Below are 12,170 nucleotides of genomic sequence, written 5' to 3'. Positions count from 1 at the left end.
GAGGAGTTCGATGAGCAATCCGTTCGAGGACCCCGAGGGCGTCTACTCGGTGCTGGTCAACGACGAGGACCAGCACAGCCTGTGGCCGGACTTCGTGGACGTGCCGGCCGGCTGGCGGGTGGTCCACGGACCCGCGTCACGGCAGTCCTGCCTGGAGTACGTCGAGGCCCATTGGACCGACATGCGGCCGCGGAGCCTGGCGGAGTCCATGGGCGGCTGACAAGGGGGAAGCGGGCAGAACGAGGGAGGGGCCGGCCACGAGCAGTGCTCGCGGACGGCCCCTCCCCGTCACCCGGGTAACCGTTTGGACACCCCTGAAACAGCGTCAGGACGCGGGCTGCTCCACCTTGGTGTCCGTCTTGCCGTCAACGGCGGCCGCCAGCTGGGGAACCAGGCGCTCGATCACGTAGGGCAGGCTGAGGACGGTGCCCATGGACAGGGCGTTTCCGTAGTCACTGGTCTCGTTGACGTAGACCTCGCGGCCCTCCTTGACGACCTTCAGGTCCTTGTAGGAGGCGTCCTTGTGCAGCTTCGCCGCGTCCTTGGTGACGTCGCCGACCTGCCACACGATGGTGTTCTGGTCGAGCAGGTCGGTGCGCTCCTTGCTGATGTTCGCGCCGAACTGGTCGCCGATCACCTTGTCGAGGTCCTTGGGCAGGGAGAAGCCCAGGTCGGTGAGAAGGTGCGAGCGCGGGTCCTGGCTGCCGAACACGAACATGCCCTCGTACGGTGTGGCCATCACCGCGGTGGCGCCCTTGAAGTCGGGGTGCTCCGCGGCGGCGGCCTTGATCTTGTCCTCGGTGTCCGCGACCGCCTTGGCGGCCTCCTCGGGCTTGCCGAGCGCCTTGCCGATCGTCTCCGTCTGCTCCTGCCACGGGACGCCGTAGTCGTTGTACTTCTTGGGCTGGGCGACCACGGGGGCGAACTTGGACAGCGACTCGTACTGCTCCTTGGTGAGTCCGCCGTACACCGCGAGGATCAGGTCCGGCTTGAGGGCGGCGATCTTCTCCACCTGCGGGCCGGTGCCGGTGTCCTTGAGCACGGTCGGTGCCTTCGCCCCGCCGAGCTTGTCCTCGGCCCAGGGACCGATGGCGCCCTTGTAGCCGCCCAGCCACTCGGTCGTGCCCACCGGTACCTCGCCGAGCGCGAGCACCGAGTCCTGGTCGGTGAGGCCGACGGTGACGATCCGCTTCGGCTCGGACTTGATGGTCGTGCTGCCGTACTTGTGGGCGACGGTGACCGGGAACGCGGACTCGCCGGAGGAACTCGCCTCCGAGCCGGCGCCCGTGTTGTCGGATCCTGAGTCGTCGCCGCCGCAGGCCGTGGCGGTGACGAGGAGCAGGGCGGCGGAGGCGAGCGCGGCGGCGAACCGCGGTGCTCTGCGGGAGCGGAACATCGGTGGTGTGATCCTTCGTTCGGTTTCCTGTGGTGCCGGGCGGTGCGGGGGGGCGGCTCTGCGAGCCGGCGTCGAACGGGGCTCAGCCGGGGTCGCGGGCGACGTCAGAGGTGTCGGTGCCGGTGGTGTCCCTTGTGTCGGACCACGCCTTCCAGAGGGCCGCGTACGGGCCTTGGGCGGCGCGCAGTTCGTCGTGGGTGCCGGTCTCGACTACGCGGCCCGCGTCCATGACGACGACGCGGTCGGCGGTCGCCGCCTGGCTGAGGCGGTGGGCGACGATCAGCGCGGTGCGGCCGTCCACGGCGCGGCCGACCGCCTTCTCCAGGGCGCGCGCTCCGGCGCTGCCCGCCTCGGCGGTGGCCTCGTCGAGGATCACGAGCGGCGGATCGGCGAGGATCAGCCGGGCCAGTGCGAGTGCCTGCGTCTGTGCGCCGCTGAGGCGGTGTCCGCCGTCGCCGACCACCGTGTCGAGGCCGTCGGGGAGCGCCTCGGCCCAGGCGAGGGCCTCCACGCGGTCGAGGGCGGACCGCAGTTCGTCGTCCGTGGCGTCGGGCCTGGCGAGGCGGAGGTCGTCGGCGAGGGGGCCCGCGAAGACGTGGGTCTCCTGGGTGATCAGGGCGACCGTGCGACCGGCGGCGGACTGGCCGAGCTCGGTCGGTGGGACGCCGCCGACCAGGACGGTTCCGGTGGTGGGCGGCTGGATGCCGGCGACGAGTCGGGCCAGGGTCGTCTTGCCCGCCCCGCTGGCGCCGACGAGCGCCACCCGCTCACCGTGACGGATCGTCAGGTCGATGTCGTGCAGGATCGGATGTCCGGTGCGGTACGCGTGGCCGACCCCGCGGACGGTGACCTCCGCGGTCGACGGCACGACGGGACGGACGGGCCGCGGTGGCGCGGGCTCGTCGGTGACGCCGACGAGCCGTGCCAGGCCCGCCGTGGCCGACTGGGCGTCGTCCAGCAGGACGAGGGCCGCGTTGACGGGACCGAACAGGCTGTGGAAGTACAGTGCGGCGGCGGTCGCGGTGCCGATGCTCGCCGAGCCGTCGTGGACCAGCCAGTAGCCGGCGACGAGGACGGCGGCGAGCCCGATGTACTCGGCGATGTGCAGCCGGCTGTAGAAGCCCAGCACGAGCCGCACCCCGCGCATCGTCAGCCCCACCAGCGACCAGGACCGATCGGTGACCCGCTCGATGTGCTCCCGCTCCAGCCGGAACGCCCGCACGGTGGAGCTGCCCCCGATGGTGTCGAGGAGTTGCTGCTGCTGGACACTGCCGGCCGCGCGCTGCTCGGCGTACAGGGGGATCGCACGGGCGACGTACCAGCGCGCGGTGGCCACCTGGACCGGCACGGCGAGCAGCGCGGCCAGCAGGAACCGCCAGTCGAGGAGGGCGAGGGCGCCCAGGGTGAGCACGATGGTGAGGAGTGAACGGGCCAGTTCCGGCAGGGCGTTGCGTACCGCCTCGGCGATGAGCGAGACGTCGGCGGTGACCCTGGCCGTCAGGTCTCCGGACCCCGCCTTCTCGACCCGTTCCAGCGGCAGGTCCAGGGCCCGTTCCACGAACCGTTCGCGCAGCCGGGCCAGGGTCGTCTCGCCGAGTCGGGACACCAGCGACAGGCCCAGCCCGGTGCTGAGTCCCTGCGCGACGGCGACGGCCACCAGGAGCGCCCCGGTCTTCGTGATCGCGTCGGCGGAGCCCCGGTCGGCGGCCAGGTCGACGATCCGTCCCAGCAGCGGCTGCACGAGCAGGCCGACGGCGGTGGCACCGACCATGACGGCGAACGCGGTCAGCGCCAACGACCGGTGCGGGCGGATGAGTTCGGCGACGGCGGCGCGCGTGCGTGCGGGCGTGGCGACGGGGAGCAGCGGCGACGCCTCTTGGTTCATCGCTCGGTTGTCGGTCACGTCAGGACCGCCGTCCGGTAGGCGACGCGGTCATGGACCAGGTGCGCGTGGTCACCGGTGGCGGCGACACGGCCGGCGTCGAGGAGGATGACCCGGTCGGTCACGGCCAGCAGGGCGGGGCTGTTGGTGACCAGGACGGTCGTACGGCCCTCGCGGACGTCCTTGATCCCGGCGGCGATCCGGGTCTCCGTGACGGCGTCGACGGCGGTGGCGGGCTCGTGGAGGACGAGAACGGGGGCGTCGGCGGCCAACGCCCGGGCGAGGGCGACGCGTTGGCGCTGCCCTCCGGAGAGTGAGCGCCCGCGCGCGGTGACGGCGGTGTCGGCGCCGTCCGGCAGGGCGCGGGCGACCTCGTCGGCGCTCGACGCGGCCATCGCGGTCCGGACGTCGGCGGCGGCGGGCGCGGCGGCGGTGACGTTGTCCAGGAGGGTCCCTTCGAAGAGGTCCGCGTCGTGTTCGGCGACGAGGACCGCGGCGCGTGCCTCCGCGAGGTCGAGCGCGCTCAGGTCGGTGCCGTCGAGTTCCACGGCTCCGGCGTCCGGGTCGGCACGGCGGCCCAGACAGCGCAGCAGTGCCGAGGCGTCGGCGGGGTCGCTCGTGACGATGCCGACGGTGTCGCCGGGGGCGATGTCGAGGTCCACCTCGCGCAGCGTCCCGTACGACAGCCCGCGCAGCCGGAGTCGCCCTGCCACCCGGGGCGGCACGGGCCCGTCGGTCGTGGGAGGGGCCGATACGGCGGGCTCGGCGTCGAGTATCTCGGCGATCCTGGCGGCGGAGGCACGGCCCTGTGCGAGCTGCGCGTTGACCCAGGAGAACTCGGAGAGGGGGCCTATGAGGAAGAGGGCGAGGGCGACGGACGAGACGAGTTCGCCGAGGCCGATGTCCCCGCGGGCGGCGAGTCTGCCGCCGACGAGCGTCACCAGGGCGAGGAAGGCGCCGGTGAGGAGGGTGACGACGCCGTTCTGCCAGGCCTCGGCACGGGCGGCGCGCAGGGTGGCGGTCAATGAGTCCTGGCTGATGCGGCGGTAGCGGATGACGGCCGCCGGTTCGGCGCCGATGCCCTTGAGTACGCGGAGCCCGGCCACGAGGTCGGCCGCGACGCCGGAGGCCCGTGCCGCGCGCTCCTGTTCGGTCTCGCTGCGCCGCTCCAGGGGCTTGCTCAGCAGGTGGCTCAGCCACAGCAGCACCGGGGTGCCGAGCAGGACGAGGAGACCCAGGGTGAGGGACACGCTCAGCAGCACCACCGCGCTGACGAGCACTCCGGTGGCGGCCGCGGTGCCGAAGACGACGGCGATGACGACGGCGCCGATCCGTTTGGCGTCCTCGGTGGCGGTGTTGGCGAGTTCTCCGGGCAGCCGTCCGTCCTCGGCGCCGCCCTCCTGGGCGAGGACGCGGCCGATCAGTGCGATGCGGAGGTCGTGCGCGACGGTGACGGAGGCGCGCTCGCCGATCCGGGCGGCGAAGCGGAAGCTGAAGGAGAGTCCCACGTAGACGGCGGCCAGGATCCCGAGCCACAGCAGCAGACCGGTGACGTCACCGTCCACCACGCCCCGGTCGATGGCCAGTCCGATGAGCAACGGGACGAGGGCCTCGCCGGTCTGATGGCCCATCCCCAGGACCGCGCCGCACACGACGGCACGGCGTTGCCCCCCTACCGCTCCCCACAGCACGTCCCGTCCCGGCGGGTCCGCTCGCCTCACGCATCCTCCGGAACCGTCACAAGTGATCCTCATGAAGAATTTAGGTAAGGCTAACCACATTTTTCGCCGTGGGCCAGTCCTGCGGAGCCCTTGACCGCGACGAGGACGTGGCTGTCGCCGAACTGCCAGACGGAGGTGACGTGCGGGAAGCCCGCCTGCCGCAGCAGTTGCGTGTGGCGGGCGAGGGTCAGCTCGTTGCTGTGGGCGCCGTGGTTGCCGAGCGCCGCCTGACGCCTGCCGCGCCGGTCGAACAGGTCGGCCAGTTCGGGGTCCCGGGCCGCCGCCGCCCACCAGGACTCCCAGTCCTCGTGACCGTGCGCACGGGAGCGTTCGGCACGGCGGCGTGCGACATGTGCGGTGAGGGCCGAGCAGGGCGGGCCGCCCTGAGCGAAGTGGTCACCGTTGACGACGACACCGCCCGGCCGCAACAGCGCCGCGAGCCGGCGGTAGGTCCGCAGCAGGGTCGGCTCGGAGAGGTAGTGCAGGGCCGTGGTCGAGACGGCCGCGTCCAGGGGGCGGTGCAGCCCGAGGGCGCCGGTCCACCCGTCGTCGCCGATCACGGCCTCCACGTACCGGGCGGCGTACGGGTGGTGGGTGCGGCCGAGTTCCAGAAGCAGCGGGTCCATGTCCGCGGCGACGATCTCGGCACCCGGCAGGCGCGCGGCCAGCCGGACGGCCAGGGAGCCGGGCCCGCAACCGAGGTCGAGGAGCAGGGGTTTCGCACGGCCCGCCGTGACGTGCTCGACAACGTCGGCGATCACCGTGAAGCGCTCCTCCCGGTCGAGGGCGTACCGCTCCTGCTGGCGCTCCCAGCGCTCCACCCACAGCTTGGCCGTCGCCATGCTCACGCCCATCAGCCCGTGCCACCTCAGACGTCTCACCGGTCTTAAGATCATCAGGACCCTACAGGTGAAAACGGTTCCCATTCACGTTGTCGGATCGTTGGGGTGAGCGCGCTGAGGCGGGCTCAGGCCAAGGACGTGAGCACGGACAGCAGCCGGTCGATCTCCTCCACCGTGGTGTAGGCGTGCACGCTGACCCGCACCGAGCCGCGCTTCGGGTCCGTCTCGTCGGCGCCCGCCTGGCAGAGGCTGTCGGCCCGGACCATGAAGCCGTGGCCGAACAGGATGAAGCCGAGGTCGTCCGAAGGGATGTCACGGTGCCGGAAGGTGACGATGCCGTGGCGCCGCTGCACCGGGGAGCCGGCGGCCAGACTGGCCTGGCAGCCCAGGATCTCGTACGGGGCGAGGTGGCGCAGTCCGTCGGTCAGCCGGGCCGCGAGGGCGGTGCCCCAGCGGGCGATCCGGTCCGTGCCCGCCGTGTCCAGCCAGTCGAGCGCGGCCTCCAGGGAGGCGATGCCCGCGGTGTTCGGAGTGCCCTGCCAGCCGCCGGGCCGGAACTCCGGTCCGCGGGCGGGGTCGTTGCGCGCCCACACGGCTCCCGTGCCCGGCAGGGCGAGCGCCTTGTGCCCGGAGAAGACCACGAAGTCCACGTCGAGTTCGGCCACGGACACCGGCAGGTGGCCGACGCTCTGGGCGGCGTCCAGGCAGATCGGTACCTCCGGGCCCACGGCGGCGCGGATGCGGTGCACGTTCATGTCGCCGCCGTAGACGTGGTGGACGTGTGTGGCGGCGACGAAGCGCGTGCGCGGGCCGACGGCCCCGGCCAGCGCGCGGTGGTCGTAGTCGCCGGACTCCGCCTGGTACGGCAGCCCGCGCACCCGCACGCCGACGCCTCGTTCCGCCAGCAGCCGCTGGGCCTCCAGCCAGGGCAGCAGGTTCGCCTGGTGGTCGGCGTACGGGACGAGGATCTCGTCGCCGTCGGTGAGGTGGGTGGTGAGCCAGTCGCGGGCGACGGTCCGCAGCCCCTCGGTGGTGCCGCCGACGAAGTGCACGGCCGACCGTCCCGGGGCCGGGGCCGGGGCCGGGTCTGGGTCCAGGTCCGGGTCGCCGAGGAACTCCTTGACGCGTCGCCGGGTCCGCTCGACCAGCGCGGTCGTCCGGTTGGCCCACGGGTAGGTGCCCCGCCCGGCGTTGGCGTTCGCCGTCGTCAGATACGTGTGCACGGCGTCGAGGACCGCCCGCGGTTTCTGTGCGGTGGCCGCGCTGTCGAGGTAGGCCAGCTCGGGGTGGCCGGTGACGATGGGGAACTGGTCGCGTACGCCCTGGTGCCAGGCCGCCAGGTTCTTCAACTCGTCGCTTGTGATGGTGGGTTCGCCTTCGGTCATGGTCAGTCCCGGACCAGGGGTGCGCCCGCGTCGCGCCAGGCGATGATGCCTCCGGACAGGCTGCGTACGTCCGGGTGGCCCATTCTGGTGAGCAGGGCGGCGTAGCGGGCGGACTTCTCGCCGACCGGACAGGCCAGCAGCACCGGCTGCCGCTTGCTGAAGGGGAGCCCGCCACGCAGCAGTTCACCGAAGAGCTCGTCGGTGATGTTGACGGACCCGTCGATGTGCAGCGCGGCGTACGCGTGCGGTCCGCGCAGGTCGATGACGAGGGGTGCGGGGTCGCCGTCGCTGATCCACCGCCGGGCGGCTTCCGTGTCGATGACCGCGGCCTCCGCCCGCACCTGTGCCTCGGTGAGCGCCGCCGCCGAGTTCTTCAGGGGCGGCCTGCCGACGAGTTCGGGACGGCGCTGCCGTACGTACCCGGTGTAGCTCTCGGCCCGGTCACAGACGATGAACACGGCTGTCCGACGCTCCGTCAGCTCATCGTCGATCGCGCGGAGATGACGTACCGCGCCGTGGAACGCGGCCCCTCCCGTGGGTCCGGACAGCAGGCCGCAGCGGCGGATCAGGGTCACCATGCCGTCGATCGCCTCGTCGGCGGTCACGGACTCGATGGTGTCGTACGTCGCCGGGTCGAAGAGGCCGACCTGGTGCACCTCGTCGATGGTGCGGATGCCGGGGATGAAGTCCGACTTGTGGGCGACCAGGCCGAGGACCCGTACGTCCGGGTCGTGCTCGCGCAGCACCCTGGCCACCCCGGTCGAGGAACCGGCGGTGCCCACGCAGGCGATGAACCAGTCCGGCGCCCGTCCGTCGAGGTCCTTGATGATCTCCGGGCCGGTGCCCGACGCGTGGGCTTCGGTGTTGCGCGGGTTGAAGTACTGGTCGGTGTGCAGGTACGTGCCGCCGGGCTCGGCGAGCGCCTGGTGGAAGCGGGTCAGCGGGTCGTCGGTGTCCGTCGGGTCGAGACACTCGCTCCTGCCCGGCAACTCCTCGATCTCGGCGCCGAGGAGCAGGAGCAGCTCCTTGATCTCCGGGATCCGCATCCGGTTGGTGACGCTCTTGAACCTGAGGCCGTGCATGCCGGCGAGCAGCGCGAGCGCCTTCGCGGTGTTCCCGCTCGACAGCTCCACGACCGTCTCGCCTCGTTCGGCCGCGGTGGCGAGATGCGGGCCGGCCATGTTCCACGCGGGCCGGTCCTTGACGGAACCGAAGGGGTTGAGCATCTCCAGCTTGGCGTACAGGTCGATGTGGACCAGGCCGTGCACCGCCGGGTCGATGCGCACGAGCGGGGTGTTGCCGATGGCCTCGGTGATGCTCTCGTATCTCATGACGCGGGTCCCCCCGACTGCGTGATCGGCCAGTACTCCTCGTCCGGACACCACCGCCAGGAGCCGCCGTCCCGGACCACGGCGACCGTCCGGGCGAGGGGCTGCCGTTGTGCGACGTGGGCGTGGAAGTCCATCGCGTAGCCCGCCGTGTTGGCGAAGGCGAGGAGGTCGCCGACGTGTGGCAGCCGGGGCAGGTACACCGTCCGGCGCGTGATCAGGTCGGCCTCCAGGCACAGGTTGCCGACGAGTCGGATGCCGACGGGCCCTTCGTCTCCCTGTCCTTGCCCACCCTCACGAGGGAGCAGCAAGGGGTCGACGAGGACCCCGTGCTCCTCCAGGCTCATGTCCCCGGCGTTCATGCCGACGCGTACCAGGTGGTCGCCCGAGTCGGTGGGGCGTACGTCGAGGACCCGGGCCAGGACGGCGCCGCACTGGTCGACCAGCGCCCGGCCGGGCTGGACGGCCAGGTCGTAGAGGTGCTCCAGGAGGAGGGTGGCCGGTGGCCGGCCCGAGGCGGGGGCGGGCGCGGAGAGGAGGTCGTCGAGGTATCCGGGGCCCGCGGTGGGCCGGTGCGCCGGGTACAGGCCCAGCGCTCCGCGGAGGGTGCCGCCCTCGTTCCGCAGGCCGTAGCCGTGCCCGCGCCAGGTCAGGGCGGGTCGGGTGCCCAGCACGGCGTTCGCCAGCTCGGTCGTGTAGCGCTCCCACTGTCCGGCGTCCTCGACGTAGCCGACGCCGAACCCTCCGCCGATGTCGACGATCCGCGGGTCGAGCCCCCGGGCGCGCAGTTCGTCCATGACCACGACACACTGCTCCAGGGCGACGGCCTTCTCCGTGAGCCCGGTGGTGTCCAGGTGGTACGCGACGCCGACCGGTTCGACGGCGTCCCGGTGCCGCTCGAGCGCGTCCAGCAGCGCGCCCACCTCACCCACGGGAGTGCCGAAGCGGCTGCGACGGGAGAGCACCTTCACTCCGGACACGCCGGAGCCGGTGGCCGTCTCGAACCCGGACAGCCGGGGCAGGACGTCGACTCTGGGCAGTGCGAACTTCCTTACCAGCTCGGCCAGTTGCTCCAGTTCGGTCAGCGAGTCGGGGTGCACGGTCACTCCGGTGCGGGCGGCCAGCCACAGGAACCGGGGGTCCTTGGGGCCGGTGGCCGTGATGCGGTCCGGGGTGAATCCGCAGCTCAGAGCGTGTTGCAGCTCGCCGAGTGAGGCGACGTCCACGCCGGTCGAGCCCGGGTCGGTCGCGGCCAGGCGGCGTAACAGGGCGCTGGACCGGTTCGCCTTGTGCGCGAAGGTCACCCGGCCGGTGAGGTGGTGCTTGCGGTACACGGCCCGGAACCGCTCCGCGTTCTCGGCGATCCGGTCGGGCAGCAGCACGTTGAGCGGCGAGCCCAGCGCGTCGGCGAGCGAGTGCAGGAAGGGCGTGGCCTCCAACAAGGAACTGAGCGGTGGTTCGAGCCGTGGCTGCAGGTACAAGGGCACACGCACGACAGGCTCCTCCCCGTGCACGGCCGGCTTCGGCTCCCGGCGCTGGAGAGCCGCTGTCGTCGTCACGTCGACAGCGGCCCAGACAACCGTTCGGGGCCATCATGTCCGCACACATGCGGCTTTAAGCCCAGGCGTCGGCGGGATGCACCCACCTGGCGAAAACGCCCGTCAGGGCCGCCCGGGGCGCACCCGTGCGCCTGCGTGTGCGCCTCCGCGGCAGCCGTCGCATGTGCGTGCGCCCGCTGCGCCGGGTGCAGAGGCCATGAGCGACCGGCGTGGGAGGCACGTGTCCCTCCGGAAGCCTGCCTCGCGCCTCGGATCCGCGCCTCCGTGGCACGAAGGCGCCCCTTTCACGCTGTTCCCGACCGCCCGCCGTGGCTGTTTGGCTTGACTCGCAGCGCGGCCGGCCCAACCGCACGCACCGTCACGAGGGTGCCGTCATGGCGTCCCGTTCCCCGGAACCCGTCTTCGACCTCCATCGCCTCTGCGAACCCGCTCATATCCGCTTATCCCAGCTCGCGTATTCGGAGGGAATGTGTCCGTACCGGAGAACTTGCCGGCAAGCGTCACCGACGAGCAGCAGTTCACCAGCCTCAGCACCCAGGCGGCGCGTCAGCTCGCCACGACCACCAAGTCCGAACCCCAGATGCAGGCCATCACGTCACGATGGCTGCTCAGGATGCTTCCGTGGGTGGACGTCAAGGGCGGCATCTACCGGGTCAACCGCCGTCTTCAGCTGCGCGTCGGCCGGGGGCGGGTGCAGTTCGACCAGAACGGCGCCGACGACATCAAGGTGATCCCCGAGACGCTGACCGAGCTGCCGTCCCTGCGCGGCTACTCCGACATGGCGGCCCTGCGGGAGCTCTCCGGGAAGTTCCGGGTGCGGGAGGTGCGGGCCGGACAGGTCCTCGTCGACGCCGGGCAGCCGGTGACGGAGGCGTATCTCGTCGTGCACGGCCGGTTCACCCGGTACACCACCGGCAAGTACGGCGAGGAGGAGGTCATCGGGGTCATCACCGACGGTGACGGCATGGGGGACGAGGGCGTCGGCCAGGACGACCCGCTGTGGCTGAGTTCGGTGCGCGCCGAGACGCCGGGTGTGGTGCTCGCGCTCAACTGGGACGCGCTCACAGCGTTCGTCGAGCGTACGCCGTCCCTCGCCGCGCACCTGGACGCCTTCGCGGAGCGACAGAGCCGGCCCATGAACCGCAAGGGCGAGGCGGACGTGCCCGTGCAGGCGGGGCACGTGGGCGAGCCTGTTCTCTCGGGCGGCTTCGTCGACTACGACCTCGTGCCGCGCGAGTACGAACTGTCTCTCACACAGACGGTGTTGCGCGTCCACACCCGGGTCGCCGACCTCTACAACAACCCGATGAACCAGACCGAGCAGCAACTCCGGCTGACCATCGAGGAGATCCGCGAACGCCAGGAGTGGGAGCTGGTCAACAACCGCGAGTTCGGGCTGCTGCACAACATCGACTACGGGCAGCGCATCAGCACCTTCTCCGGTCCACCGACGCCGGACGACATGGACGAGCTGCTGTCGATGCGGCGCAAGACCCGGCTGTTCCTGGCCCATCCGAAGGCGATCGCGGCGTTCTTCCGGCAGTGCAACCGGCGTGGTCTGGTGCCCGGCACGGTGAACGTCGAGGGGCACGAGGTGCCCGCGTGGCGGGGCGTTCCGATCTTTCCGTGCGGCAAGATCCCGGTCAGTCCGCAGCACACCAGCAGCATCATCGCGCTGCGCACCGGCGAGAAGGACCAAGGGGTCGTCGGCCTCCACCAGACCGGCATCCCCGAGGAGTTCGAACCCTCCTTGAACGTCCGGTTCATGAACGTCGACACCACGGCCATCATGAACTACCTGGTCACCGCGTACTACTCGATGGCCGTCCTCGTGCCCGACGCGGCGGGGATCCTGGAGAACGTCCAGGTCGGGTGGACCGCGGAATGAGCGCACCGTCCGCGCCGGCCACCCCGGCGCCCGGTTCCGGGACTCCGCCACCGCCGCGGTCGGACCCACCGCCGCGGTCGGACACACCCGCACCGGACGCACCACGCCCAGAGGCACCACCGCAGCCGGAGACACCGCCACCCTTCCGGCTCCCCGGTCCCCCCAGCCT

At 71.7% G+C, this 12,170-nt stretch carries 9 protein-coding genes; 2 read left to right on the top strand and 7 right to left on the bottom strand.

The genetic code is table 11. The features are described 5' to 3' along the window. The first annotated feature begins 10 nt into the window (after positions 1–10). On the top strand, positions 11–220 hold the full coding sequence (locus tag FNH08_RS11745; protein WP_152771409.1) for an MbtH family protein: 210 nt from the start codon (positions 11–13) through the stop codon (positions 218–220). A 105-nt stretch (positions 221–325) separates the two neighbouring features. On the opposite strand, the gene FNH08_RS11740 is transcribed toward FNH08_RS11745, so the two are convergent. From FNH08_RS11740 to FNH08_RS11710, 7 genes are all read right to left on the bottom strand, one after another. Continuing rightward, a complete protein-coding gene (locus FNH08_RS11740; protein WP_152771408.1) occupies positions 326–1,396 on the bottom strand; it encodes an iron-siderophore ABC transporter substrate-binding protein in 1,071 nt (356 codons plus the stop codon). Between the two features lie 82 nt (positions 1,397–1,478). Next, positions 1,479–3,281, bottom strand: coding sequence for an ABC transporter ATP-binding protein (locus tag FNH08_RS11735; protein ID WP_152771407.1), 1,803 nt, complete (start codon positions 3,279–3,281; stop codon positions 1,479–1,481). 14 nt (positions 3,282–3,295) lie between these two features. Next, the gene (locus FNH08_RS11730) at positions 3,296–4,999 is read right to left on the bottom strand and encodes an ABC transporter ATP-binding protein (protein ID WP_407704354.1); all 1,704 of its coding nucleotides are present in this window, start codon (positions 4,997–4,999) and stop codon (positions 3,296–3,298) included. Between the two features lie 50 nt (positions 5,000–5,049). Next, positions 5,050–5,853 (bottom strand): class I SAM-dependent methyltransferase, encoded by an 804-nt coding sequence (locus tag FNH08_RS11725; protein ID WP_152771413.1) that lies wholly within the window; start codon positions 5,851–5,853, stop codon positions 5,050–5,052. A 113-nt stretch (positions 5,854–5,966) separates the two neighbouring features. After that, positions 5,967–7,226, bottom strand: coding sequence for an aminotransferase class V-fold PLP-dependent enzyme (locus FNH08_RS11720; RefSeq protein WP_152771405.1), 1,260 nt, complete (start codon positions 7,224–7,226; stop codon positions 5,967–5,969). Positions 7,227–7,228: 2 nt separating this feature from the next. Continuing rightward, positions 7,229–8,557 carry a pyridoxal-phosphate dependent enzyme gene (locus FNH08_RS11715; protein ID WP_152771404.1) on the bottom strand — a complete coding sequence of 443 codons (1,329 nt, stop codon included), beginning with the start codon at positions 8,555–8,557 and terminating at the stop codon, positions 7,229–7,231. Further along, entirely contained in the window at positions 8,554–10,047 is a 1,494-nt protein-coding gene (locus FNH08_RS11710) for a Y4yA family PLP-dependent enzyme (RefSeq protein WP_322724275.1), read from the bottom strand. The genes FNH08_RS11715 and FNH08_RS11710 overlap by 4 nt, the downstream gene beginning before the upstream one ends. Positions 10,048–10,582: 535 nt before the next feature. Here FNH08_RS11710 and FNH08_RS11705 point away from each other — a divergent pair. Then, positions 10,583–12,001: a family 2B encapsulin nanocompartment shell protein gene (locus FNH08_RS11705; RefSeq protein ID WP_322724273.1), complete on the top strand. Its 1,419-nt coding sequence runs from the start codon at positions 10,583–10,585 to the stop codon at positions 11,999–12,001. Positions 12,002–12,170: the final 169 nt, after the last annotated feature.

It is taken from the genome of Streptomyces spongiae (assembly GCF_009377185.1).
GTDB lineage: Bacteria > Actinomycetota > Actinomycetes > Streptomycetales > Streptomycetaceae > Streptomyces > Streptomyces spongiae.
This window is presented reverse-complemented; position numbering and strand designations above follow the sequence as displayed.